Genomic DNA, 26,200 nt, shown 5'->3' on the forward strand with positions numbered 1-26,200 from the left:
GAGATCACCATGAATGTCGCTGATGGCGCCGGTCTCCCCCCGCTACGCGCATGCGCCTCATTCGGGTTTGTCTTGATGTGTGGGGATCCTAGCCATCTCGATTTTTTTCAACGCAAGGGGCTGAACTTCAGCCCTGAAAGGGGTTCTTCCAGGAAACCGGTGGGAGTTCCTGCATGCAGCAATTCATGACTTTGATTTTCCAGGAGGACGGGGTTGCCCGCCCGCTGCTACCCGATCTCTGGCACGAATTGGCGGTGGGAATGGCCGCTCTACCGCAGTATGCGTCGTCGTCTCTTCGCGCCATCGACGTCTCCTTCGGACTGACTCCGAGTGGAACAGCTGACCTAAAGTGTGCTGCGACAGGCTTCTGGATCGAGGTTGCCAGAGACGGTCGTGTCGTCACCGACCACGACGGTGCCATCTGCGTTGAAGGCCCGAGCTGGATCCCTTCTCAATGTGACATCGAACGATGCCAGCTCGCTGCTAAACAATTTTTTACTCACGCCGTGAGCCCTTTGGTGGGCACGCCGCTAGTCGGCTCGTCCGACGCGTTCTCCGTCATGTCCATAGATGGGTATCCGAACATCCCAGAGGTTCCAAGTGTCGGGTTGTTCTGGATAGTCCATGAACTAAATTCAAATTGGCTGTTCGTCGTCAATGAAACATGCGCCTTGGCAGAAGCTGAACCTAAAGGCGACCTTCTGAGTTGTCCGCTCAGCCATGATCAGGTCTGGAACCGCTTACGCGTAAGGTCTCTTCAAGAAATAGTAGATGCTGGGTTGCCGTTGACCGTCGTCTACGATGACTATGCCGAGCCGCCCAAAGGGCGTGTTGTCTACCATTCGCAAAGGCATTGTTTCACGATCTCTGTTGAGCGTGAGCGAAACAATGCCACATTCAAAAAGGCCGTTCTCACGGCGTTCGGTCTCTTCGGGCAAAAGTACTACTTTGAGTTGAAGGATCCCACTATACAAGAGGAAAAGTAATCCCATGCCGGATCAAAACGCGATTCAAGAAAGGCTGGTCGAGCACTACGAGAAGTGGAAAAGCGAATTCAATCGTGGCTCTCTTGTTTGTAAAGACTTTTCACCACCGCTCTTAATCGCAGCCACCAGCAGCTACGCATCGGCTCGCGCACCGACACTTATTTTCGGGCAAGAGACATTTGGCTGGTCATGGAATGGCGACCTGCGCCGCCAGTTTCCAGTTTACTCGAACGATTACGAGTTCGAGAATCAGAATTCTCTCGAAGATTTTCTGACCAAACCAGATGCCGTGAAAGCGCTTTGCTGGGGGTATGAGCAGTTTGCCCTCGGCGAAACGCAGTCGATGCGAACGCCATTTTGGCGAGCGTTTCGGCGAATAAGCCAAGCCGGAAATGCCCTGTGGTCAAACGTTGCAAAGTGCGACTACCAAGGCGGTTCGATACTGCAGCTCAATCCTTCTCATCGAAGTTATTTTTTCGAGCAACAGGCGAGCCTCGTTAGAGGCGAGATTGAAGTCCTGAGCCCAAAGGTCGTCATCCTTTTCACCGGTCCGTACTACGACGACTTTCTGCGAGGGATTTTTCCTGGACTTGTTTTCGAGCCAGCGCTCGATAGTGGAACAGCGGTGTCCAAGTTGTCGCACCCGACTTTGCCCGCTGAGACATTTCGGACTTATCATCCAAACTATCTGAGCCGGAGCGGAAAGCTTCAATATATCGAAGCATTCGCATCAATCGTCAAACAAAGCGAGGAAGCAGAGTCAGGAGGGTAAATAATTCTCGTGACTTGCGCGTTCAGCAACTAGAGCGGTTTCCACTTTATGTGAATCGGAAGGGTACAGGGGATTCCCTCGGTCGCGCAAATCAGATTCGATTGCTCTGGCTTTAACGACGGGGCGAGCGATGGCGAAGGGATATTCGAAAGACCTGAGAGTGCGTGCGGTGGCACTTGTCGAAGACGGCGAGAGCAGACGGGAAGCCGCGCGCGTGCTCGGTCTCAGCGCCTCGACCGCGATCCGCTGGATCGAGCGCTGGACGAGGACGGGCAGTGTGGCGGCATTGCCCGGCACGGGCCAGAGCCGCTCTCCGCTCGAGGCGCATCGCCAGTGGCTGCTCAATCTCATCGCCGCGGAGCCGGACTTGACACTCGAAGAGATTCGCGCGCGGCTCAAGTCCGAGAAGCGGCTGAAAGTCGGGACGACATCGGTCTGGCGCTTCTACGAACGCCACGACATCACGTTCAAAAAAAACTCTGCACGCCGCTGAACAGGATCGCTCCGATGTCGCTGCCGCGCGCGCCGAGCTGAAGGCCGAGCAATCCAAGCTTGAAGCGCCGCGCCTCGTGTTCATCGACGAGACGGCGGTCACGACGAAGATGGTACGGCATTACGGCCGCTCACCGCGTGGCGAGCGTCTCGTTGCGAGCGTGCCGCACGGCCACTGGAAGACGCTGACACTCGTTGCCGCGCTGCGCATCGATGGCTTGACGGCGCCGTATGTCTTCGACGGGGCGATGGACGGGCCGTCATTCCTCGCTTATGTCGAGCAGATCCTCGCGCCGACGCTGCGCAAAAGAGACATCGTCTTCATGGACAATCTGCGTACCCACAAGATCGACGGCGTTCGCCAGGCGATCGAAGCGGTCGGCGCCAAGGTGCGCTATTTGCCGGCCTACTCGCCCGATCTCAACCCGATCGAAATGGCATTCTCGAAGCTGAAGACCGCGCTGCGCAAGGGCGCGGCACGCACCGTCAAGGCGCTCATGAAACTGATCGGCAAGCTCATGAAGACATTTGCGCCCGACCAGTGCGACAACTACTTTCGACATGCAGGATACGGGGCCTGATCCACATCAAGCGGAAAATGCTCTAGTGAGGGCTACCGCGCCGCGATGTGACTGGTCCGCTTGGTGGTGCTACTTGTTTTCAAGATCGGGCAACTGAAGATGTTGCATGACAAAGCGCGCTCTCATCACGGTCCGTCAGCGCCATCAATGCGTGGGTTCATGTCATTCAGGAGATTACGGAAGAGGAGCGAGATGATAACGAGTGTCGTTCGACGTAGTCTCTGATCGCGGCGACCAGCGTACGGCTCTGTCCAAGCGTCTCGCCCGACCAAAATACTCGCCATCCTTGGGGACGCCAAACCGCCTTCGTCGGCGTCCAGGCGCGTCGCGTTCTAGGCCACGGTTCGCCTAGCACCGCGGCGTCGGTGAACGATCAAGCGGATCGACCGCGCTTGTCGGCTCGCGCCTGCCAGATCGGCAGAGGTTGGACGACCACACCTCCAAACCGGTAGCTTTTTGCGCGACATTCGATGCCGTTTGCATACAGAGGCAGCTCCTCGGCTTCCATTGACTTGATAGTCTTGCCATCGGCGGTAATTTCCAGACCGCCCGAGAAACTTTCGTTAGCCAAGATTACCGGATTGCCTTCGCTATCGACGACTGCGGCCTGACATCGTTGACAGAGTGCGCCTGGGTATCTTCCGTTTCTCCGTCCAGGACCATTGCACGCCGGACAGATGCTTCCATCAGTTTGCGATTTGACACTCATATGTGGGATTCCCAAATTGCTGCTGAGGTCGAGTCGCTCGCCTCACCTTTGCTCTACAAGGCGCTTCAGGCCTCGCAATTCGTACGAAGACGGCACCTGAGAAAGCTGCGAGAGCCCTTGAGACAGCGTCGTTAAAACTTTGGTTTCGGGAATGCTGCCCTTGCCTTTGCATCTAAGGCAGCTCTGTCCTCGTTCATCAAGGAGTTCTGTATTATCGACAGTTCCCAAAGAGGAGCATCACGATAGTTATCTTCAACGATTGCGATGCTCATTGTCACTCCGTCGGCCAAGATCCAATTTGGTCCCCAGCGCCGCGTCCGAAACTGGGCCGAGACGGAGTCGATCATGGCCTGTCCGATCTCTCCTGATCGGAAGAAGTAATTTATCTCTGTGACGACGTTAGGAGAGAGATTAGCCGTAGATCGGACACGAAATCGATGGTTTGCGTCGATGACGCATTCCATTATTTGAGCGTCTGGTTTTGATACGCGGCAGGATTTCGCTTGTAAGACTTGCCGTGCGTCGGCTTCGCTCATGCCGGTAGTCAGTCCGAGAATGTCCTTTTTTGTAAATGCATAGATGTCTACGGCGTCTTTGTCGCCCGACCTAAAGGTCGTAGTGACGTGCTTCCAGGAGCCGTAGTCCTTTTCATCAAGCATAAAGAACGGTTGAGCTTGCGTGACTGCATCTTCCAGCAGGGTGGTGGAAGGAGGCATACTGAAGTTGCTCTTCGCAACGACCTTCGGGCGTCCGATTAGTTTCCCCGTCGGGTCTAAATCAAAGTCGACTATATAAGAGACTGGATAGTTGGATCCTTTCTGAAATTGAAACCAATGTTGCAATATCTGCGTACGAACCGCTGTTGTCCAATCAGGCGGTTCAGATTGAGGACGAGCCACTCTGGCGTCCATGCAAAGTGCCGGCATTACAACCAACAAACGCGCCACAATCGCGGCGAAATAGTGCGACTTACATTTTGGCGAACGCTTGCTAAGGCTCGGAACAGTGGGTGGTCTATTCGTAGTCTTCGCTTTCATTAGTCGGCATCCCTTGGTCACGTTGAGCCAGCTCTCGCTATCGAGGCGCAGACCCCTTTGCTGATAATTATACACTTTAGTGCATAGAAGTCGCGGGCCGATTTCCTACGCATTGCGGGATGGATATTCGGCGGCTCATCGGAGAAAATATTCGAGTTCGGCGATTGGCCGCCAAGCTCTCGCAGGAAGCGTTTGCTGCTAAGATCGGGGTCGAACAAAGTTACTTGAGTGGCCTGGAAGCCGGGCGTCGAAATCCTACGGCCGTGACCCTCTGGCATGTTGCCATTGCTTTGCGGATCAAGCCGGGTGCCTTGTTCGAGACACCACCGGCCGATCTCGTAGAGAGAAAGAAGGGCAGAGGTCGCCCGCGGAAGGTCTAGTATTCTTCGAGGAGCATTAGAGTGATGATGCGCTCAGTCACTGATGGGTCCGCTGGATCGGGCGAAGCTCCTAAAAGGTTCTTGTCGTAGTAGTCGATCTTGAAGGCGACTTTCTGCCCCTCGAAATCAAAGACACCAAAGTCGTGCTCTTCGTGGGGATCATTGGCGTGGCAAAAGTCGTCGAACACCGCGAGAGTGGTGACGAGGCGGGCCACTGCTTGCGGTCCAAGTGCGGCGATCCCTGTTGTCATGACGGCTCCGCCACCGAGCAAGTCCTGCCTCAGCTCATCATTAAGCGTGCGAATGCGATCCGTGTCCTGCGACATGGTTATTTCTCCTAGATTGTAATGAAGAGAGGCTTGGTCTTGAGCCAAGCCTCAGGGAGTAACTAGGCTTTGTCGGCGAGTGGGCCTGGGTTCACCAGGGCCACCGTATTCAAGTGGCGCACAAATGTGGGCAGCTTGGGCGAGTCTCGGTATCGAAGAGTGAGAATGTCATTTTCGCGTTTCACAACGACGGCTTCCCACCAACCATCTTCGTAGCCCTCGTGGGCGAGAACCATGTGACCGACATCGACTTCTTCCCAATTGCGCGGAAGCCCCGAAGTGATCGGCGATCTGCATCGGACCAGGGGGTCTCCGCTGTCGTTCTTTTGCGGTCGATTTTCGAGCTTGTACGCTTCGCTCGCATCGCCTGGCTTGCGCAAGATTGTCATCAGCTCGGTCAGCAGCGTTTCCTTGATCGCGGGAATGAACGCCTTGCCCGAAGCGTAGAGCCGTCCTGCAGGCAGCTTTTGCGCCACTTGGCCAAACTCAGTTGAAGCCTTGACCACCGCACCCAGGCCGAGGTCAAGCGCCACGCTGACAACGCGGTCATCGACGTTGTCGAAGCGAGCGCCGCGCGGCTTGTTATCGAGATCCAGGCCGAGCACGACAGCGGTTCAAGTTTCGGTTTGTCTGCCTTCTTTGTCATTGCTACCTCCTAGAAAAGCGAAGGGCCCCGGAGGCGGGGCCCTTTGGCTGGATCGAAAATCTCTGAATTTCTTGAAGTCGCTTTGGTCGTCGATGCCACAACGTCATGGTTCACCTATTTCGGTTTTTGCGTATTGCCGGTCTCAGCCGACAATTAAATCTAGAGGAGTATTATAATACCGTCAAGCGTAAAATTGAGGTAAGCTACTGAAAATATGTGCCTTTCAACGGTTTTCGGTCGCATTTTGAGCCAAGGCGGCAATACCGGTCTTGGCAGGCAAACCGGTCGTCGATGCGGTTGCCATTGCAGATATTGGCGGCCTCAGCCGCGCAAAACCGCCAAATTGAGTGTTGAATAAATCTCGGGAAAACCGAAGGAAAAGCCGCGTTGAACTGCCGACAATCGATCTCGGCGGCGATACCCCGAATGATCGCGGCGCAGCCGCCTTTTGCGTAGCAGGCCGGGCCATAACTATGGGCCGCGCCGCAATCATGTAAAATCCCGGTCCGGTGAAGGAAATTGTGCGCCAGAGAGTCGACGACCACCATGTCTTTGCCGGTATCAAACCAAAGCGGTTCGAGCCCACGGGCGCCAATGAGCAGTGTCGACAAGGCCATCGACAGAGTCTTTTCGCCGACGCCGTAGACGTTCTGAAGCGGAGCAACCAAGGCAGCTTGCCGCGCTGCAGAAAGGTCACGATCAGGTTCCGCAGTGGTCGCTTCGATCTGGTTTCGGATCCATCCGACAAGATCCCCACAAGCAACATCTCGGATGAACAGATACAGCGAATACGCGGTCTGGTTCAGGCGTCCGTTGCGCAAGCGAAGGTGGGGCAGTTTGCAATTGTCAAAGTGATCGGGTTCCGCACACGTTTGGCTGGTCTTGTCGTACCTGCAATCAAAGTATTGCCAGTAGCTGTGCAATCTAGAGCATTTAGCGGGTTCTCTGAGGCATTGCTCTAGGTCGGTCCAGGTGGCTCGACCATGTTTCGCGGCGTAGTCGCGGGCGACCCTGTCCGATATGCCCTGAAAGCTGAGAACGTTGATAAGCCAATCGAAAATGGGAGCCGTGGAGGAAGCCGCGATGGCTTTATCCAATCCGCCCAGGCGAAACTCCTGATCGATCTCGTCGATGAATGACATCGAGCCTGCGAGCTGGCAGACGGTCGTGAGCAATTGTCTGGCCCTCTCATGAGGCGCGTGTCGAGCGCGAGCGGAGGCCGCCCATCTGCGCGAACTGTTCATAAGAGAGAAACCAGCTTTCGCTGTGCGTCACTATCGCCATCAATGTAGCGCTGCGTAGTCTGAATTGACCTATGCCCGGCAAGCAACTGGACGTCGCGTAAAGACCCTCCTGCTTGATGGACGAGGCGCGCCGCGCGCGTGATAAAGGTTCGACGGCCTGAATGAGACGAGCATCCGGCGAGACTGAGTTCTCGAAATACGCGGTTGAACCAAACGACGATACTCAGCGGTGTCATAGCGCCGCCGCGCTCCGACCGAATGACAGGCCCAGTACCGCTGCAGAGCGCCCGAAGCTCGATGAGCGCTTGTTGCAGGTCGGGATGTAGAGGGATGCGGCGTCCGCTGCGCTTTTTCGCAATACGGTCCTGCAGCTCGATAGCGTTGCCGACGGTGCCGTCTGGTTCTAGGACCATTTCCCAAGTTAGTTGCGCAATTTCTGCGGCCCTTAAGCCGGCACGCACCGAGAACAAGATGATCAGTCGATTACGAAGCGGATGCCGCGTTTGCTCGACGAAAAACAAGAGATCGTCGATATGATCAATCGCTAAAATCTTCGCCTGCTTACCCGCCATAGCCGCTCAACCAAGTGCAGAAGCGATTCTAGTCGATCTGCGTGGCGGTGCAATCGGAAGTTGGGCGAAGTAGAACTGATAAGCTTTTGTCGATTTGGTAAGCAGTTCGGCATCAAGAGATGCTGATGCCGATCTCAACATCGGCAATTCCAACTCGAACCTATCAGCCCTTCGTGGGTGCGCAACTTGCGCACCCTTTCTAACTGCTGGGGGCGCGTAAAGCGGGCCGTTTTCGCTTCTTGTAAAATACTAATTCTTGAGACATAGCGCGACGCGCCGTTGGTTGCCCAACGGAGCGGTGATGCAACTTGGAGGTTCGTTGTCTCCATATGGCTATGTGTGTCTTCAGGGGTCCTTGAAATCCTCATCAACAGATTGGATTAGGTACATGAACAACGGCCGATGACATGGCATCCTTAAAGTGCTCGGCATGAGTTTTACTCAACGATGAAGGCACGAGGTTGTGCGAGGAAGGCAACGAGTTCGATCCTGTAAATGAGGTCGTGATGGCAATCCGCACATCACGACATCGGATCAGGAGTAAGCTTGTGAAAGAGGCATTCGTTCAGTTTCCCACATATGAAGTCGCCCACGCACTAGATGAAAACTTGTTGGGCCGAGCTGGCGACGAGTTTTCGTCTAAAGATGAACCGCAGCGGTTGGTGTCGATACTTTTGGCTCTTGAGGAGTTGGGTGCAATCAGTACGCGCCATCGCGGTCGTGAGACATGGTTCTTCATCGAGCCTGATGAAAATCAGGCCAGCGATGTGATTCGCGTCAAGCTGAAGAGCTCGATTTGGCTCCGGTCAGTTGCACTATCCAAGTTTATTATGCCGATGTTGGGGGAGGCGTGGCAAACAGCGGCTGGGCTCGACCGTCGTCCAGTCGGTCCTGAAAGATTTGAAGTTGAGATTGATCCGTTCGTTTCGCAGCTAGCGCGTTGGGTAGATAAGGAGGTCACGGCTCAGCGGCCGGAGCTAAAATCTATCTTCCGCACCGAGAGACTGGCTGAGGTGTGCGTTCAACTGCAGCGTAATGGCGTCGCGATTAGGACGGGAACGGAAGGCAACTCGCGGTGGGCGACCCCTGTCACGATTGATAATCGGATTGGCGGTGCCAAGATCTCGCACGACACACGCTTCTCATTTGTAAAAAGCGCAGAGCCAGCGATGTTTGCTGAGTTTCAGGCTGCGGTCAGGGAGAATCTCAGTCTTCGCTTGATCACTATGCTAGAAACAGAAGAAGCGTTCTTCAGTCTCTGTAACGAGGGGGAGATAAAGATCGCCTTCACCGATCCCGATGGGCATTATCATTGGGATCTAGTTGAGGCGTCGTCGTCGTAGGATGACGTCGGAGAATGTCGGGGTTGCAATGTGCTTCGGGCCGACAGGTCCAAGTTGCAGCAGACTAGCTGAATGACTTAGGCGCGGACAAAGCCAAAGCAACGTTGCAGGTCGCTTCCAGCAAGCGACCTGCTTTTCCCACGCGACCACCCAGTCTGAGTAACTGATAAGGAAATCAGAATTTTCTTATCAGTCATGAATCGGATGGTTCAATTCGTGCGCCCTGGGCAAGGTCGATACGAAGTCGGACGCATAGGTCCAAAATCAATCTTGTAAAGTAGTCCGCAACGACAAAGGCCGTTGCGAATCTCCCCCTATCAAAGATTGGAATGTCAAAATGAAATCGAAAAAGAAGTCAAAAAAGTTGCGTGGCCAATTTCTATCTAGGCATGCGCTGTGGGCTGAAGTTATGCAAGCTTCGGAGTTGTTGCAACAATCGCATTTCAGGGCCTATAGCTTGTACGAAGACATTGCCGGCCTTCAAGTTTCGATAGAGGGCGCTGTGGTCCACTTAGAAGAATTAGCTAAGGCCACTGACGAAGCGGATGTGAATTTAGAACAGCAGAAGAAAATACGCGCGATGTTGGAGCGAATCCGGAAATATTATCGCCAAATGGATAGCGCCAGTGAACCATTCTCGTTTATGGAAATCGCTGAAGATCTACTACGAGCGATGGATGAGCTTGCGCAAGAGCTTGATGTGCCGTCGCGGGCGGTAAAAAAAGTTGGCCCACTATTGCGCATGAGTGTAGTCGCTAGTGCGCGACGGTCGGGGCAATGCGCCAGACATTCGACGAGTTTGTTGTTACCGGCCCGCTCGCGCCCTTCACCTGCACCTCGATCAAAAGAGGCGTGAGTGCTGTCTGTGGCAGCGTCAGTGCGGCGTCCTCATCGCCCTCGACCTGGAGGATGACGCTGGAATTATCCTCGAAGCGAAGCATTAGTTCGACGCAAACCAGATCTTGGAAATCGAACTTCTGCGGAGCGACGATTGCAATCGACATCGGCGTCACGTCATCCGATCATTGAACAGCCGCGCTTGGCAACTGTGCGCGATTTGCTCTTGGTTCAGAAGTGCACGCAGGTCGCAAGGATGGTCCCTTGGATGGTCTCGGTGGCGGCGTAGCGCGGTAACGCCAGGTCGCAGGGTACTCAGCTATGTGCGGGTTCGTAGACGTACCGCTGTGCGTATGTCCTGCATATCGACTCGGCCGGCGAGCAGCGTCTGGCGGAAGGTCTGGAAAATCGGCGCGCCGCGTTCTTCGTCTTCGATGGTCAGGATCAACGAAAACGGGATTCCCTCGGCTGGGAAGGTCGCCTCCGCGCGCACCACGCTCTCCACCTCAAGCCGCCATTCCGCCGAGTTGCCGACGCCGCCGCTGAAATCCGCCGCGTAGCGCTTCGTCGGCCACCACTTCAGGCCGTGGTCGATGAGGTTGCGCTCAGGGATCGTCAGCTTGCCGGTGCGCGGCAAGAACGCCTGGGAAATCTGATCGTTATAGCTCGGCTTGCCGTCCTTTCGATCGACCGGCTGGCGCTGCCGAAGATGGGCGCTGAGATTCACCCGCACGAATTCGGAGCCGAAGGCCTGGTTGATCGGTGCATCGTAGACGAGAGTCATTCTGACGAGGCCCCGGCAGGCGCGCGTGGCGGCATCCACCAGCGCTGCAGGCCACTGAAAATTAAATCTGAGGATCGCGGGCTTCTGCTCGCCAGCGGTGAGCCGGCTTTCGAAGACCATGGTGATCGCATGGTCTTCCGTTTCCAACATGGCCGTCGCCGACGAAGGCCGGCCAAACCCGACGAACTGCCGCGCGACATCCCGCAGACGTGGCGAGGCGAGCGGGGCGGGAAGCGTCGCGTTATGGATCAGAAAGGCCCGCAAAGTGCGGGGCGCGAGCCGCTCCCCCGTCGCGGCGTCAAGCGCGGCGAGCGTCTTCGCGGCAAGCGGGGCCGCAAAGCTGGTGCCGCAGGTTTGCGCCTGATTGCCTTGCGGGTCGCACGAAATTAGATGCGTCGTGCCGGGCTGCGATGCGTCGCCGGTCCCGCCGAAATGCGCGACATCGGGTTTCACGCCAACACGCAGGCCGGGCCCGCGACGGGTGTAGGTGGTCGGCGCTTCCACGATCTGGCTAGAGTCCGGAGGGTTGAGGGCGCCAACCGCGATCGTGCGCACGCTCTCGCAAGGCATGAAGATCGTGTCGGGATTGGTTCTGGCCGCCAAGGTCGCCAGCACCTGATTGAGTTTTGCGGGCCACGAGCCGCGCCATTCGGCGCCCGACAGATTGCCGGCGGAGTTAACGATCAGAATGCCGAGCCGATCCTGGATATCGTCGAGCCGGGCTGCGTAGAGGCTGTAGGTATCGGCATCGACCGGCGCCACGACATTCAACGACATATTGAAAATCCGGACGCCATGGCTGTCCCGGGCCTCAGTGAGCGCCGCTTCCAGCTCCTCCAGAAATGCTTCGAAGCCGCGCTGGCCATAAACAACGCCGAAGGGCGCTCGCGGCATCAAGGGTACATCGACAATGTCACACCCGTCGGACTCGGCGGCCAACTGCGGCGAATTGGCGGCCTGAGCACCGATCAGCACCCCGGCCACGAGTGTTCCGTGGCCGGGGTCGCAGTCGGCTTCATCCAGAAAGTCATGACGGTCCAACACCCATGCTCTGAGCGGGCCATCAATGCCGGTATCGATCACGCCGACACGAGGATAGCGGCCATCGGCGACGCGCGGAATCGCGGGAAAGGGCGATGGGCCTGCAGCGGCCTGAGCTTCGGTCGGCTGAATAAGGATCGGAAACCTGATGCGGCGGACCAGCGGATGATCGGCCAGCCGCCGGAGGATATGTTCGTGACGGTTCACGTCACGATCAAGGTGAGCCGGCGTGATGACGCGCTCCTCTGCGCCGCGCACGATCCGCCGGTCTTCGATCCGTGCCGGTTCAGTTGCGTCGGTCAGAAGCATTTCAATCGCGGGCGTGCCGCCGGGGCTCGGCAGCAAGGTCGCAAGCAGGCCGCGCCCACCCTCGCGGAAGATCGTTTGCAGCGTCGCCAGCGAGCGCTGGAATCCCAGCGCATCGTGGTCGCCGCCGTCGATCAAGGGCTGCGTCTCAAACAGCTCGACGATGTAGCCGCTTGCTGCGCGCGGATCCGAAAGCGCCGCAACGGCGGCATCCGCCGCAAAGGACCGTTTCAGATTGGACGGAGCAAGCTCGATGGCTTCAATGGCTCCGACTTCGCAGCGATTGCGGGTGACGTAATGGTAGGGACGCCCGGTTTCCCTTGAGATACGCGTCTCGCCCTGGTCTTCCGCAAGAGCGATGTGGCGCCGCAACCGCGCGAAATGGATCAGTGGCGCCCGGAAATAAAGTTCGCCCGGTGCTCCGGCCCCCACGCAGGGAAACTGATCGACCAGCAAGACAGCGCGATTGGGCCGGTACGATTTCGCGATCGCTTCAATGCGCATCCGAACCCGCAGATAGCACAGCGGCCCGTACGGCCACCGGGCAACATCCTGTTCAATCCTTTGCAGAGCGGCGAGGAGGCCGTCGCGATGCTTCACGAAGGCGGCATCACGCCCTTCGAAAAAGTCCTTGTCGCTGCCTCCGCGCTTCGGATCGGGTGCCCGCAGAAACGCATCGTCGTTGAGCACGATCTGGACGGGGTTATTGGGCATTGGTCAGGCCCTCCGGCGGTGCTTCGCGCGCCGCGTAATCCTGCGCGTAACGCGAAATAGTGCTTTGGCTGACGCCCAGCATCTTCGCGATGCTCGCCTGCCGGATCGGCAGGCCGGAGTGGAGAAGCGCACCGACGAAACTCGCCTCGTCGCTCACGAACATCGATGCGGGTGAGAGCCGGTTCTCGCCGATCGAAAGCCTTGGCACCAGAGCCTTGGCCGCCGCCAGAATCGTCGTCGCCGATACGTCCAAACGGCCGAGAGCCAGAACCCGCTTCAAGGCATCGGCAAAATTCTTGAGGAACGACCCCGACCGCTCGCCGACGATAAAAACAAGCGTTCGCACAACGTCCTCATCGACGTCCAATGGACGGAGGAATGTGTTCAGCATGGCGAAGCGCGTGCGCTCGTCCGGCAGATCGATCCGGATATGATTTTCAAAACGCCGCCACACAGCTGAGTCAAGCAGTGCGTCGTGGTTGGTGATCGCGACGGTCAGCCCGGTTCCTGCCCGCGCATCGAGGTTCTGAAGCAGCGTGTTGACCACGCGCTTGATTTCTCCCACTTCGTGGGGGTCGTCGCGCATTTTGGCCAAAGCGTCGAATTCGTCGAGCACCAGCATGCAGCGGTAGCGATTGGCGAACGTGAACAGGTTCGCGATGTTGCGCGCCGTCGTGCCGAGGAACGAGCTGACAAGACCGTCGATACGGGCGTTGATTACTGGCAGGCGCAGTTGCGCGGCCAACCAGAACGCCGTTAGAGTCTTGCCGGTGCCCGGCGGACCATAGATGAGGCAGGACCGCGAAGGCTCGACGCCCATCTCCCGCAGGGCCGTGACCTGCTTCCATTCGCCGAGCATGGCGTCTAGCGCCAGCGTCAGAGTCTCGCTGTAGATCGGCGCGGGACGCCCAGCGCCCGGATCTAGGATCACTTCGGCCAACGGCACGCTGGTTTCGCGGTCGGCGGGCGGATGCACATTGGCGGTGAGTTCGTCGCCCGTGACCAACAGGCGAGAAACCTCCACCGCGCTCGGGGTGAGGCTATGCTCGCTCGACACGCCCGTGAGCAGCCGATCAACAGCGGCCGCGGCCTTTTCGTCACCGTCCGTCCTTAACCGGTCGCGCAGGCGCTCGACCTGCTTCCGAAAACGTGGATCGGTTCCTTCGAGGCCGATCCGGCAGAGGGTCTGTATGACGGAGAAGTGCTCCATGGGTCCCGACGAATCGCCTATGAGGGTTATATATTCACTCTCGTTCCGCTTTATGCACGAAATACGATCATTTATGCAACAAGAAAAGCATTTGACCCGAGGAGCGCAAATGGGTGGAACCGCAGCTGGGACCGCGATTGTTGCGGTTTTCCTGGCAATTTGACCGCTTTTGCCCGGCTGGCCCCTCCCTCAGGGCGCGGGGCCGGAACGCCGGCGCATCAGCGCCATGCGGATCGCGGCGATGTTTGCTCGCGCCCGGCTTTGCTTGGGCGCGGTGGCGGCGTGACTACGCACGATGTGTTCGGCTTCCGCCAGAAGACCGCACAGCTCCGTTCCCGTCAGGCGCATCAGTTCGGCGATCGACAATACTTGCATGGTTTCCTCCGTCGTTTTGACCGCGCCAATCGCGGCCTTCTGGCGGAGGCCCCTGCACCGGAGACGGCGGATGCATCGCCTGCGACTGGAACGAAGAGGAGGAGTGCGCAGCACTTGCAGCCATCCAGCCGACGAACGGTGCGACCTGGCCGAAAAAAGGACGGGGTTGGTGTGATCGAAACGATGGAGGAATGCGAGTACTTGATGATGACCGGGCTGATGCGCCTGACGCGAACCGAGCTGCGCGCCGGTTGCGCGGATCTGTTGCCGTTTTCGCGATATGCCTTAGGTTCGACAGAACAGATCATCGCGCGAACGCGCACATCATGCGAGACGGACATGGCCGTGGTGAAAAATCTTCTCGGGCTGACCAACGCGCTGAGTGTCCAGATCGGTACGATCTGGCGTGATTCGATGACCCTGGAGAACGCGCTCCATAAATTCTGCAAGCATATATTCGTGCTGACAGGAGACGAGCAATTCCCCTACAACTTCCGCGGCAGCGGCGCAGCAGTGAAGATTGCCGGCCGCCACTTCCTCTTCTGCTGCCGCCACCAGATTGGCGATTGCAGGCCGGATCAAATCGCCATTCGCCTTTCGCATGAAAATCGGATCATGTCGGCCTCAACCATGCGGTGGCCGGCCATCGTGCGCGGCGACGAGGACGATGATAGCGTCGATTTTGTCGTGTTTGAATTTTTCCTTGAAAACTATCCGGCACCGAACCTGACCAGCGAATTCTTTCCGCTCGAAGAGGAACGCATCTGGCCCACGGGCAGCGTCCGGCTTCCCTTTATGATCTTCGGGTATCCGACCGAGCGTCAGCTCATCGACTACGAGGCGTCACGCCTTCAGGCGCGGTCCTTGGAGGTGCCGGGCGTCTATGACGGAGGAACAAATTCGCCGCACTTGCACCGGGTCAAGATGCAGCGAGATAAGCCATTTGATGCGGACGGCTTGAGCGGAGGGCCGATCTTTTATGTCGGAGGCTCGCCGGGAAACTACTTCGCCGGATTCGTCGGAATAGCAGCACGGGGCAGCGCGACCTCAGACTATCTGCATTTCATCGCGGCCCACCATCTCATCGACATTGCGCTCGACGACCGCACCTCCGCGAAGTCGTAGCCGGGTCTGCAAATCTCACCCGTCCGGCTACGACCGAAGCGAGGTTCATTTTATATGGTCGGAAGTGGCTGACACTCGGGGGACGCTCTTTGGTTGATATCGATGAGTTCAGGGACTCACAAATGCGGATGTATGGCCTCGCCAAGGTCGACGAGAGCTATACGTTTTATCACGATGAGACCAACAATATCCGCAAGCTGCATGTCGCCGCTCAAGGCTTGAACGTCGCCGAGTTAAAGGTCTTCATCCTCGGCGGTGTGGTGCACAACGGTGCGCCGAGGCCCATAGACATTCAGCCTTTGCGCGCGGCCATGCGCATTCAAAAGACGGCCAGCGAAATCAAGCTCGAGCACGTCGCGAAGGGCGGCTTTTTGGAGCTATTGCGCTCTGCCAAGCTGACCACGTTCTTGCGCTGGATCACCGACAGCGGCCTGATGATTCATTATCATGAACTTGATCCGCTCTATTGGTCGATTGTCGACATCGTCGATTCAATTTTGCCCGAACTCCGCGATCCCGCGCTCATCCACTACCACGCGCTGCTGAAAAGCGACCTGGCCGCGATCCTGAGAAGTGATCTCCCGGCCACGATTGTCCTCTTCTATCGCTACCGCTATCCCGGCCTGGCACCCGAAAGCCGGAGGCCGTTCCTGGATGAGCTGATCGCCCTGCTGGATTACTATGGCGCTGCGCTACCTGCTCAGAATGCAATCGTGCTGAAAAACGTTCTGAAGGCCGGACGGAGGCTGGAAAGCCTCAACTTTATTGAAGGCTACCCGCCCCATATGCTGATTGACGACTTCAGCACGTTCTACATGGGCCGCATTGCCATATTCAAACATTCCACACATGTCCTGGATATGGAGGAGTCAATTCAGGACCACTTTCTGAAGACCCCCCTTACCAGCGGCGGCGTACCGGTCAGGCATTTTCGCTTTGCGGACTCCAAGGCCGAGCCCGGCATCCAGCTCGCAGACATCGTCGTTGGGGTGTTGGGCAAGATGCATAGCTATTTCACGGAAACACCACGCGACGAGGTGGCTGCGGATCGGGCGAATCTGACCGGCTCCGCCCTCCAGAACTCGGAGCTGCTTCGCGATCTCCTTGCCGCTTCGCACGACGCCAACATCGCCTTCCTGCATCATGTCTCCAGCATGCACGACCTCGACAAGCTGGATCTATTCCTGCGCTTCGAAGACGGCGGCCCATAGCGACCGGTGAAGCCGCGATAGCCGCGTGACCCGGCCCGCTTATGCCTGCACGTTTGCTCGTGATGTCTGCCGGTCTTGGTCACCCCTAGATGGAAAGCCATGTTTTCTGCTAAGTGTATGGTGATGAGTCATTTGACCCCGATCGGATTGCGCCTGTCCGCTTCGCTGAGCGATGAACATCTGCGAATGCAGAACGAATGGTTTTTCAAGTGGCACGCGATTGGCGGCCAGCAGCCGGTCATGATCGAGAGCTTCAACGGCAAGCCAATCTGTTACGGAGGCATCAAATTCTCCGGCTCGGCGCACAGCGTCTATTGGGATACGATACAGCGCTACCTGCGAAAGAAAATCGGCTTGATCTTCGACGGACTCGAAGAGGAACTGAAGAAGTATTCGTTGGAAGTTCGGCAGAGAGCTTTGACCGAGGCTCAATCGATCGTCGGCCAGTTCGTGGCACGAATCCGCAGAACCGCCATCGAGAAAGACCGTATCCTGCGTGGCAACGGGATCGAATTTCCGCCCGAACACGATATGGGCCAATGGCGGGGTTGTCAGACCGAAGACATTGAGGCGCGCGTCGAGGGACTACGCCGAATTTACTGCGATCTGCAATTGAATGTGGGGGGAGCCGATATGTCGCTTCAGAGTTTGATGAAGGATAAGGTCACGCTCGTTAAGAAGGACGGAACTGTCTTAAAGATGGACATTCCGGCAGCGGTCACCTCGGGACAGATCACGACCTTCGTCACGGAATTTCCGATTGAAGTCGGGGATCATCTTCTCAGGCAATTGCCAAACGGCCTTGTCGAAGACTTCGTTGTGTCTGATCCAGGCTACCACAGTGGAATTGCAGGAGCGATCCCTCCAACTTATCAGGTCAAGGTCCGTCGAAGCGATGCACCAGCCGCGTCGCCGCAGACCATCATTGCCAATTTTCACGGTCCGAATTCGAGAATGAACGTGAACTCGACCGACAACTCGGTCAACATCGTGTCGGACGTATCTGGCGAGCAACTCACCGGGTTAATCAATCAGATACGGGCGAGCTTGGCGGCTCTGCCGCAAGAGCAGCAGGCGGCCATCGCAGAGCCAATAGCCGTGCTTGAGATTGAGGCCGCGAGCTCCGTCCCGTCCCAGTCCAAGATTCGCACGGCGCTCCAGACAATCAAGACCGTTGCGGAAGGCGCGACTGGCAATCTGATAGCCTCCGGAATCGGGGTTTTGATCGCCAAAATGCTGGGCATTGGTTGACGCCGCCGCATTCGCCCCTGCCGGCGATCGGCCGGCAGGAAGTGCGCCGAGGATCTTTGGAGTAGGCTGCAAATTCGAAATCGCTGATCAATCGAAGCTGCCTGCCAAGGTTCTTGAACTCAAGCAACCGTAGCGCGCGCGACTGAGAAATTTAGCGAGGGCGGACCCTTCTATTTCGCCCATTTCGCTCGCGGGTTCCCGCCATCTAGCCTCACCACGTTGGAAAATCTGGGGATTTTTGACTGAAATTGCCCGGAAGCGTTGCGCGCAGCTTGACCGGCCAAATTGGTTTGTTCTAATTTTGTTCTCATAATTCGCCGAAAGCCGACCGACAGGGTCGGGCCAGGTTACCCGAGGCTTCAACAGCAACTGCACCAGCCTTTCTGTCAGGAAACATGCACGAGATCATCTGTCCCCACTGTGACAAGGCTTTCAAGGTTGACGAGTCCGGCTATGCCGAGATTCTGAAGCAGGTCCGTGACGGCGATTTTGAGAAACAACTGCACGAGCGGCTGGAGTTGGCCGAGCGTGATAAACGGACCGCTGTGGAATTGGCCAAGGCAACAGTTAGCAGCGATATGCAGAAGACCGGGGCCGCCAAGGACGCCGAAATCCAGGAACTGAAGTCCAAGCTTGAGGCGAGCGCGGTCAATCAAAAGCTTGCCGTCACCGAAGCTCTCGGCGCAGTGGAGAAAGAGCGAGACACGCTCGCGAACGCGCTCGCTCAGGCTGAACGCGAGAAGATAGCTTCGTCAGAGCTCGCTCAGGCGCTTTTGGCCAGCGAACTGCACAAAGTCTCTGCTGCTAAAGAGGGGGAAATCCGAGAGCTGAAGGCCAAACTTCAAGGTGTTGAGCTTGAGAAGAAGCTTGCCGTTACCGAAGCGGTGGGCGCCATTGAAAAGGAAAGGGATGAGCTGAAGAATGGCATTAAGCAAGTCCATCTCGAAAAGCAGCTCGCTGAACAGTCGCTCAAGGACAAGTACGAAACGCAGATCAAGGATCGCGATGACGCGATCGAGCGCCTGAAGGATATGAAGGCCAGGCTCTCGACCAAGATGGTTGGCGAAACCCTCGAACAGCACTGCGAGACCGAGTTCAACCGGGTGCGCTCGATGGCCTTTCCGCAAGCGTATTTCGAGAAGGACAACGACGCGCGGACTGGCAGCAAGGGCGACTACATCTTTCGGGACACGGATGACGCCGGCACCGAGATCATCTCCATCATGTTTGAGATGAAGAACGAGAGCGATAGAACTGCCACGAAGAGCAGGAACGAGGACTTCCTCAAAGAACTCGACCGGGATCGCAGCGAGAAGGGTTGCGAGTATGCCGTCTTGGTCTCACTGCTCGAGCCCGACAGCGAACTTTATAATGCGGGTATCGTCGACGTTTTCCACCGCTATCCGAAAATGTACGTCGTCCGACCTCAATTCTTTCTGCCGATGATTACGCTTCTGCGGAACGCGGCTACAAACTCTTTAAAATACAAGACGGAGCTGGCGCTCGTTAAGGCGCAAAATATCGACATCACACAGTTTGAAAGCCAGCTTGAGACGTTCAAGAACGGTTTTGCCAAGAATTACGATCTCGCCTCCCGACACTTCCAGACGGCGATCAATGAGATCGACAAATCCATCGACCATCTGCAGAAGACGAAGGACGCGCTGATCGGTGCGGACCGCAACCTGCGCCTCGCGAACGACAAGGCCCAGGACGTGACGATCAAAAAGCTGACGCGCGGAAATCCGACGATGGCGGCGAAGTTCGCGGAGCTTAAAGCTACGACAGTTGAAGCTGCGGAATAAATGGCCGTTTAGACCGCAATAGGCCCGCTGCGCGGTGTTAACGTGCTGTCCTGTTGGCGTTCAGGGAGCTGGGTATCAGCGCGCCGTTGGCGCAACATCAGCACGGCGTCGTTGGTAGGCCGTCGTGATCTCCAATCAATCTGGACGCGGCAAAAGGTTCAGCGAAGGGCTTCGCGTGAAGCTTGCACCATCGCTCAGTCTGCCCCGGCGCTAGATCCATTGGGGCAGATGTAGCGATGTCATGAATTTCCAAACGCCTTGGATAGCTCGAGCATAAACATCCGTAGCATCCCGGATGGAAGCCTTGAGAACCTATCCACAGTCGCCTTTGGTCTAATACTCGCGGAAGGGAGATGACGCGCCTCATTTCTGGCTATAGTCATTCACAACCAGAAGAGGAACTGGGTCAGGACGGGGCATGGTGGGCACAGCATCTGCAGAATGCCATTCTGACCAGCTCAAAATGTACGGCGCGGCGGAGATGAGCCCTAACGCGCCAGATCAAGTTCCAGAGTGCTCGCAGGGGAGCAGTTAGATTGGCGAGTGTCGGCACGCGGCCGAAAGGCGAGGATCAGGAAGCTCGATCAGCTGTAACAAGGCTGTTTGATGATACGCGGCGCAGGCTGGTCGAGACAGGGACCCGTAATCGCCTTGTTCATGTCAATCGCGCTAACACGCGCGGTAACGTACTGAACATCGTGAACGAGCATTCCGATGATGTTCATGCCTTGCTTTCCGGTGGCAAGACCATGCGTTTTTTCGCGCTCGGGAAAGACAAAGTCGAGGATAGCCGCGAAGTCATCCTCGCTGACGGTATCCAGCAAGGGTCCGAAGAAGATCGCCGCACCGATTCATGGCTTGAAACGCGGCTCGGCCCTGATGCATTGCAAAAAAAGCTGCTGAAGATAGCGCGGGAAGCCCAAACTGCGGAAGAGGAATCCGGCGTTAATGTCCTGTACCTCGCGATGGGCTTTCTGACCTGGTATGAGGATAAGGCGTCGAGCTTACCCCGCGAAGCACCGCTCGTTCTCCTTCCCGTCGAACTCGTACGCAACGCGAGGACCTCGACTTTCGACCTGCGAGTGCGAGACGAAGACGCTCTCACGAATCTACCGCTGCAACAGCGGTTGAGGGACGATTTCGGAATTGAGCTTCCCGAGCTTGAAATTGAAGAGGACTGGAACCCCTCCGACTATTTTACTGAAGTGCAACTAGTGACTAACTCGCGGGAGCGCTGGAAACTTGACCCCGACGCCATTCAGTTGGGATTCTTCAGTTTCAGCAAGCTGCTGATGTATCGTGATCTGGCCATCGAGGCGTGGCCCGACGACGCACTGGCGAACCATGCGCTGACTCGTGGTCTGCTCTACGAGGGCTTTGAACGCGAGGAGCCCCTATTTGCCTCAGACGATAAACTGGACGCGGTCCTGCCGCCTGAAAAGCTTTTCCACGTGGTGGATGCGGATGCGTCGCAAGCTAAGGTGATCGAGGAAGTTCGGTCGGGACGTAATCTTGTCGTTCAGGGGCCGCCCGGAACAGGCAAATCTCAAACAATTACGAACATTATCGCGGCTGCGGCCAAGGAGGGTAAGCGAGTCCTATTTCTTGCCGAAAAGATGGCCGCGCTCTCTGTGGTGAACGATCGGCTGGTGAAGGTCGGGCTACGTGATGTGTGCCTTGAGCTGCATTCGAGAAGCGCAAATAAGAAGGCTGTCCTTGGCGAACTGGCGCGCACCTTATCGCAGGCTAGCGTCGTGCCCGGGGTGCCGGGGGCGCCAACGGCCTTGAGAGAAAGCCGTGATCGACTGAACAGTATTGCGGAAGCGCTACATCGCCCAATCGGAGCTACAGGAGAGACAGCCTACAGCGTACTTGGCCGGCAATCCCAGTTTATCGGGAAAGGCATCTCGCCCCCAAATCTAGAGGTCGAAAGCTTGAATTCGATGTCGCGGCAGCAAGAGATCGATTTGCTAACGACGATCGAAGAATATGGCGCGCTCCTCGCGGAAGAGGGACGAGCAACCTCTCATCCCTTCGAGGGCACGGGCAACCTTCACCTGCAGCCGGTGGATCTAGCTCGACTGATGACTACGCTGACTGAAGCTCAAAACGCGGCGACTTCGCTTGCAACGTCATTGCGCGTGCCCTTCGACGCGCTTGCGTTGCCAAATACCGCAGCCCTCGATGCTGTTGCTCCCTTGGCCGATGTACTAGGGCGGCTCGAAGGATTGCCCCCTAACGCGACCGATATTGCGCAGAAGGTGCTCGACGCACCGGACATTTCCCGCCTTCACCAAGCTTTGCGAGCCGGCATGGCGTGGCGGCAAGCGCTCGATCAGGCGTCAGAAATATTTGTTGAAGCCGCCTTCAGCGTTTCTTCTAGCCATCTACGCCCTCCGCTGGCTGCGGGGATCCCTTCATTTTTTATCCGCTGGGGTGGCCGCTATCGAGGGGCATCACGAGAACTTGCCGGCCTATTGCGTGGAGGCTTACCTAAAACCGCGACCGAGAGAGTTGCGCGGATCGACCAGTTGACCGCGGTGACCTCGCTGAGATCAGAATGGGAAGACGATCGAGAATATTGCGGTCGTATTCTCGGCGATGTCTGGCGCGGAGAAAAATCCGACTTTGGGAAATTGGTTACCATCGTCGAATGGTGTGAGAGGCTTTCTAAAGCTCCAATTTCTGTGCCTTCGGAAAAATCTATCGCACTAGAGCGGTTTCCACTTTATGTGAATCGGAAGGGTACAGGGGATTCCCTCGGTCGCGCAAATCAGATTCGATTGCTCTGGCTTTAACGACGGGGCGAGCGATGGCGAAGGGATATTCGAAAGACCTGAGAGTGCGTGCGGTGGCACTTGTCGAAGACGGCGAGAGCAGACGGGAAGCCGCGCGCGTGCTCGGTCTCAGCGCCTCGACCGCGATCCGCTGGATCGAGCGCTGGACGAGGACGGGCAGTGTGGCGGCATTGCCCGGCACGGGCCAGAGCCGCTCTCCGCTCGAGGCGCATCGCCAGTGGCTGCTCAATCTCATCGCCGCGGAGCCGGACTTGACACTCGAAGAGATTCGCGCGCGGCTCAAGTCCGAGAAGCGGCTGAAAGTCGGGACGACATCGGTCTGGCGCTTCTACGAACGCCACGACATCACGTTCAAAAAAAACTCTGCACGCCGCTGAACAGGATCGCTCCGATGTCGCTGCCGCGCGCGCCGAGCTGAAGGCCGAGCAATCCAAGCTTGAAGCGCCGCGCCTCGTGTTCATCGACGAGACGGCGGTCACGACGAAGATGGTACGGCATTACGGCCGCTCACCGCGTGGCGAGCGTCTCGTTGCGAGCGTGCCGCACGGCCACTGGAAGACGCTGACACTCGTTGCCGCGCTGCGCATCGATGGCTTGACGGCGCCGTATGTCTTCGACGGGGCGATGGACGGGCCGTCATTCCTCGCTTATGTCGAGCAGATCCTCGCGCCGACGCTGCGCAAAAGAGACATCGTCTTCATGGACAATCTGCGTACCCACAAGATCGACGGCGTTCGCCAGGCGATCGAAGCGGTCGGCGCCAAGGTGCGCTATTTGCCGGCCTACTCGCCCGATCTCAACCCGATCGAAATGGCATTCTCGAAGCTGAAGACCGCGCTGCGCAAGGGCGCGGCACGCACCGTCAAGGCGCTCATGAAACTGATCGGCAAGCTCATGAAGACATTTGCGCCCGACCAGTGCGACAACTACTTTCGACATGCAGGATACGGGGCCTGATCCACATCAAGCGGAAAATGCTCTAGCTGCTCAAGTTGATGCCCTCGCTGCGATGCTACGGGCATTGCGGGAGGCGGCGCAAACTGCACGCTCGTCGTTGCAAGCCATCGTGAAACTGCTCGATCTTGATCTTACCAGTTTCGGTGATTTAGGTCTTGAGCACACCGACCTCGACGCTGTCGCGGCGCGCTTCCGCGCTATGGCCGCCTCGACTGATCGATATGCGTCGTGGACCCAACTGGCCCGGCGTCGCCAGGCGCTCGTATCAGCCGGATTGTCCGAGCTTGAAGAGCGGATGCGGTCTGGGGAGATCGATGGAGCTGCCGCAGCAATCGAGCTGCGCTATGCCCGTGCCGAACGCCTTTGGAAGATCGCTCTTGAGCAGAACCCCGACCTTCGTGGCATTGGCCTGGAAAGGCGACAGGATCTGGTTGACACCTTCGCGGCGCTAGAGCGTCAGCAGCTCAAGGACAATGTAACTACGATCCTAGCCGGCCACCTCAACCAGGTGCCGCAAGGCGCCATGGGGGAGATGAAAGTCATTCGTGGTGAGATTGGGAAAAAGCGCGGCCATATGGCACTGCGACGATTGGTTGAAAAGGCCGGCACGGCAATACAACGTATCAAACCCGTCTTGTTGATGAGCCCAATATCTGTCGCTCAATACTTGCCCCCGGGTACGGTCTCGTTTGACCTTCTGGTTATCGATGAGGCCTCGCAAGTCCGCCCAGAGGACGCGCTTGGGGCGATCGCACGCGCTTCGCAAATCGTGGTGGTGGGTGATAAAAAGCAGCTTCCGCCATCTTCCTTCTTCGATCGGGTATTGGCGGACGAAGAGGATGACAAGGAAGGCGACGATGAATATGTCGGGCCGGACTTGCTGGAAGGCGCGGCAACAATCGGCAGTATGGAGAGTATCCTCACTCTTTGCGAGGCACGCGGCCTCGCCGGTAGAATGCTGAAATGGCATTACCGATCACGTGATCCGTCGCTTATCGAGGTTTCGAACCGAGAGTTCTATGACAGTGATCTTGTTCTGCCGCCTTCACCCCTACAGAAAGATCCGGCTTACGGCCTGTGCTTTACCCGGGTCGATGGCGTTTACGATAAGGGGGGAAAGCGAGACAACCGCAAAGAAGGCGAGTCCATCGTTGATCGAATAGCGCAGCACGCGAGAGCAAACCCATCACACTCCCTCGGAGTGGTCACGTTTTCGTTTGCGCAGCGAAATCTCATCACGGAGCTACTTGAGCTCCGTCGTCGCCAAGACACCACGCTAGATCAATTTCTGCGCGAAGGGCAATCGGAAGATCTGTTCGTCAAAAACATCGAGAACGTGCAGGGCGACGAGCGCGACGTCATTCTTGTTAGTGTTGGCTATGGCCCCGCTATCGCCGGCGGACGGTTGACCAGCATGTCGTTCGGCCCGGTTAACGGCGAAGGCGGCGAACGACGGCTCAATGTACTGTTCACCCGTGCTCGAATCCGCTGCGAGGTGTTTGCATCTTTCGATCCCGGCGATATTGACTTGAATCGCACCTCGCGAGAAGGCCCGCGGATCCTTAAGCGCTTTCTTGATTTTGCGAAGAATGGTCGCTTGGACGTAGACTCGCCAACGGGCCTCGACGCAGATTCGCCTTTCGAGGAAGATGTTGCTGACGTTGTCCGGGGGTACGGCTTCCTCGCGGACGCGCAGGTCGGATCTGCAGGTTTCCGAATCGATCTGGGTATTCGTCATCCTGATAGGCCGGGTAGCTACATCCTCGCCGTCGAGTGTGATGGTGCGACGTATCACAGCGCTCTTTGGGCCAGGGAACGGGACCGTCTACGTCAGGATGTGCTTGAGCACCTCGGTTGGCGGTTTCATCGAATTTGGAGTACCGACTGGTTCTATAATCGCCACTTTGAGATAGAACGACTGCGCACGGCGCTTTCGGACGCGCGAGATAGGTCTGATCAGGGACTGCAAGTTGACGGAGCGAATCAGGCGCGCTCGACAGAACCAATCGAAGTGGAAGCTGAGCCGATTTTAGTTCCCGAGGTCGTTGTTCGACAGATGCCTCCATATCGGCGGGCGGTGTTTCGGGTCAGCAGTTCGCACGAGCCGCATGAGGCACCCGTTTCCACGTTGGCGAATTTGGCTCGAAGGATCGTGGACGCCGAAGGACCGATCCATGTGGAAGAAATCGCTAGGCGCGTGGCCTCTTGCTTCGGCAAGGAAAAGGCGGGATCGCGAATATTGACTGCGACTGAAACAGCTTTGTCGGTCGCCCGAACGGGCAGCGCCGATCTACTTACCGATGGTATATTTTGGTACACGCGAAGTCAGTCGGATGCGCCTCCAGTTCGCGACCGCTCTGCGGAAAGCGGTGCAACTCTTAAGGCTGCATGCATCTCGATTCTTGAAATACAAGCCGCCTGCAAGATAGCCCGTGAAGATAACGGCGGCGGTGAAGACGAAGAGCTTATCAGAACGGTGGCTCGGCTACTTGGTTTCAAGCGGGTGGGGGCGGATTTGCAAGCGCGACTAGCCGAAGGTCTCACTTGAGCGGCGTCACCCCGCTAATAGAGCCGTAATGGCTGTCGTGGGGGGCATAGCAGTGCCCTTGTACTAGCCGAATGCTCCATGTGAGAAGAATCGGATAGATGGTGATTGCATGCAACAAGGATTTCGGGCCAACCCGCACGGGTAAGGCTA

Annotated in this window: 21 protein-coding genes; 13 read left to right on the forward strand and 8 right to left on the reverse strand. The window is 57.2% G+C overall.

Translation table 11 applies throughout. The features are described 5' to 3' along the window. The first annotated feature begins 173 nt into the window (after positions 1–173). From NLM32_RS13250 to NLM32_RS13260, 3 genes are all read left to right on the forward strand, one after another. Positions 174–986 (forward strand): hypothetical protein, encoded by an 813-nt coding sequence (locus NLM32_RS13250; RefSeq protein ID WP_254129410.1) that lies wholly within the window; start codon positions 174–176, stop codon positions 984–986. A gap of 4 nt (positions 987–990) precedes the next feature. Then, complete coding sequence (locus tag NLM32_RS13255) at positions 991–1,758, forward strand: hypothetical protein (RefSeq protein ID WP_254129411.1); 768 nt, start codon at positions 991–993, stop codon at positions 1,756–1,758. A gap of 130 nt (positions 1,759–1,888) precedes the next feature. Next, positions 1,889–2,831, forward strand: a protein-coding gene (locus NLM32_RS13260; RefSeq protein ID WP_254128247.1) for an IS630 family transposase whose coding sequence is annotated in 2 segments (ribosomal slippage) — positions 1,889–2,227 and positions 2,229–2,831 — 942 coding nt in all. Because the reading frame shifts where the segments join, the coding sequence is not laid out codon by codon here. Positions 2,832–3,671: 840 nt separating this feature from the next. Here NLM32_RS13260 and NLM32_RS13265 read toward each other — a convergent pair. Then, entirely contained in the window at positions 3,672–4,577 is a 906-nt protein-coding gene (locus NLM32_RS13265; protein WP_254129412.1) for a hypothetical protein, read from the reverse strand. 119 nt (positions 4,578–4,696) lie between these two features. On the opposite strand from NLM32_RS13265, the gene NLM32_RS13270 reads away from it, so the two are divergent. Further along, positions 4,697–4,957, forward strand: coding sequence for a helix-turn-helix domain-containing protein (locus NLM32_RS13270; RefSeq protein WP_254129413.1), 261 nt, complete (start codon positions 4,697–4,699; stop codon positions 4,955–4,957). Here NLM32_RS13270 and NLM32_RS13275 read toward each other — a convergent pair. The 4 genes from NLM32_RS13275 to NLM32_RS13290 form a co-directional block, all read right to left on the reverse strand. Next, entirely contained in the window at positions 4,954–5,283 is a 330-nt protein-coding gene (locus tag NLM32_RS13275) for a DUF3768 domain-containing protein (RefSeq protein ID WP_254129414.1), read from the reverse strand. The two genes, NLM32_RS13270 and NLM32_RS13275, sit on opposite strands and share 4 nt — an antisense overlap. Positions 5,284–5,345: 62 nt before the next feature. Next, positions 5,346–5,888, reverse strand: coding sequence for a hypothetical protein (locus tag NLM32_RS13280; RefSeq protein ID WP_254129415.1), 543 nt, complete (start codon positions 5,886–5,888; stop codon positions 5,346–5,348). A 244-nt stretch (positions 5,889–6,132) separates the two neighbouring features. Further along, the gene (locus NLM32_RS13285) at positions 6,133–7,104 is read right to left on the reverse strand and encodes a hypothetical protein (RefSeq protein WP_254129416.1); all 972 of its coding nucleotides are present in this window, start codon (positions 7,102–7,104) and stop codon (positions 6,133–6,135) included. Between the two features lie 65 nt (positions 7,105–7,169). Further along, positions 7,170–7,745, reverse strand: a complete 576-nt coding sequence (locus NLM32_RS13290) for a site-specific integrase (protein ID WP_254129417.1) — start codon at positions 7,743–7,745, stop codon at positions 7,170–7,172. A gap of 548 nt (positions 7,746–8,293) precedes the next feature. On the opposite strand from NLM32_RS13290, the gene NLM32_RS13295 reads away from it, so the two are divergent. Then, positions 8,294–9,088: a hypothetical protein gene (locus tag NLM32_RS13295; RefSeq protein WP_254129418.1), complete on the forward strand. Its 795-nt coding sequence runs from the start codon at positions 8,294–8,296 to the stop codon at positions 9,086–9,088. A gap of 337 nt (positions 9,089–9,425) precedes the next feature. Beyond that, on the forward strand, positions 9,426–9,944 hold the full coding sequence (locus tag NLM32_RS13300) for a hypothetical protein (RefSeq protein WP_254129419.1): 519 nt from the start codon (positions 9,426–9,428) through the stop codon (positions 9,942–9,944). Between the two features lie 300 nt (positions 9,945–10,244). On the opposite strand, the gene NLM32_RS13305 is transcribed toward NLM32_RS13300, so the two are convergent. The 3 genes from NLM32_RS13305 to NLM32_RS13315 form a co-directional block, all read right to left on the reverse strand. Continuing rightward, positions 10,245–12,770 carry a S8 family peptidase gene (locus NLM32_RS13305; protein WP_254129420.1) on the reverse strand — a complete coding sequence of 842 codons (2,526 nt, stop codon included), beginning with the start codon at positions 12,768–12,770 and terminating at the stop codon, positions 10,245–10,247. Continuing rightward, positions 12,760–13,980 (reverse strand): AAA family ATPase, encoded by a 1,221-nt coding sequence (locus NLM32_RS13310; RefSeq protein ID WP_254129421.1) that lies wholly within the window; start codon positions 13,978–13,980, stop codon positions 12,760–12,762. Before NLM32_RS13310 ends, NLM32_RS13305 begins: the two co-directional genes overlap by 11 nt. Before the next feature lie 189 nt (positions 13,981–14,169). Continuing rightward, positions 14,170–14,355: a hypothetical protein gene (locus NLM32_RS13315; RefSeq protein ID WP_254129422.1), complete on the reverse strand. Its 186-nt coding sequence runs from the start codon at positions 14,353–14,355 to the stop codon at positions 14,170–14,172. Positions 14,356–14,526: 171 nt separating this feature from the next. On the opposite strand from NLM32_RS13315, the gene NLM32_RS13320 reads away from it, so the two are divergent. From NLM32_RS13320 to NLM32_RS13350, 7 genes are all read left to right on the forward strand, one after another. Next, positions 14,527–15,480 carry a hypothetical protein gene (locus NLM32_RS13320; RefSeq protein ID WP_254129423.1) on the forward strand — a complete coding sequence of 318 codons (954 nt, stop codon included), beginning with the start codon at positions 14,527–14,529 and terminating at the stop codon, positions 15,478–15,480. Positions 15,481–15,569: 89 nt separating this feature from the next. After that, on the forward strand, positions 15,570–16,691 hold the full coding sequence (locus NLM32_RS13325) for a DUF3800 domain-containing protein (RefSeq protein ID WP_254129424.1): 1,122 nt from the start codon (positions 15,570–15,572) through the stop codon (positions 16,689–16,691). Between the two features lie 123 nt (positions 16,692–16,814). Further along, a complete protein-coding gene (locus NLM32_RS13330; protein ID WP_254129425.1) occupies positions 16,815–17,942 on the forward strand; it encodes a hypothetical protein in 1,128 nt (375 codons plus the stop codon). A gap of 395 nt (positions 17,943–18,337) precedes the next feature. Continuing rightward, entirely contained in the window at positions 18,338–19,747 is a 1,410-nt protein-coding gene (locus NLM32_RS13335; RefSeq protein ID WP_254129426.1) for a DUF2130 domain-containing protein, read from the forward strand. 536 nt (positions 19,748–20,283) lie between these two features. Next, a complete protein-coding gene (locus NLM32_RS13340) occupies positions 20,284–22,545 on the forward strand; it encodes a DUF4011 domain-containing protein (protein WP_254129427.1) in 2,262 nt (753 codons plus the stop codon). 14 nt (positions 22,546–22,559) lie between these two features. Beyond that, a protein-coding gene (locus NLM32_RS13345) for an IS630 family transposase (protein ID WP_254128247.1) occupies positions 22,560–23,502 on the forward strand; the annotation gives its coding sequence in 2 pieces (ribosomal slippage) (positions 22,560–22,898 and positions 22,900–23,502; 942 coding nt in all). After that, positions 23,483–26,050 (forward strand): DUF3320 domain-containing protein, encoded by a 2,568-nt coding sequence (locus tag NLM32_RS13350; protein ID WP_254129428.1) that lies wholly within the window; start codon positions 23,483–23,485, stop codon positions 26,048–26,050. The genes NLM32_RS13345 and NLM32_RS13350 overlap by 20 nt, the downstream gene beginning before the upstream one ends. The last annotated feature ends 150 nt before the right edge of the window (positions 26,051–26,200 follow it).

The organism is Bradyrhizobium sp. CCGUVB14 (assembly GCF_024199935.1).
In the GTDB taxonomy this organism is placed as follows: domain Bacteria; phylum Pseudomonadota; class Alphaproteobacteria; order Rhizobiales; family Xanthobacteraceae; genus Bradyrhizobium.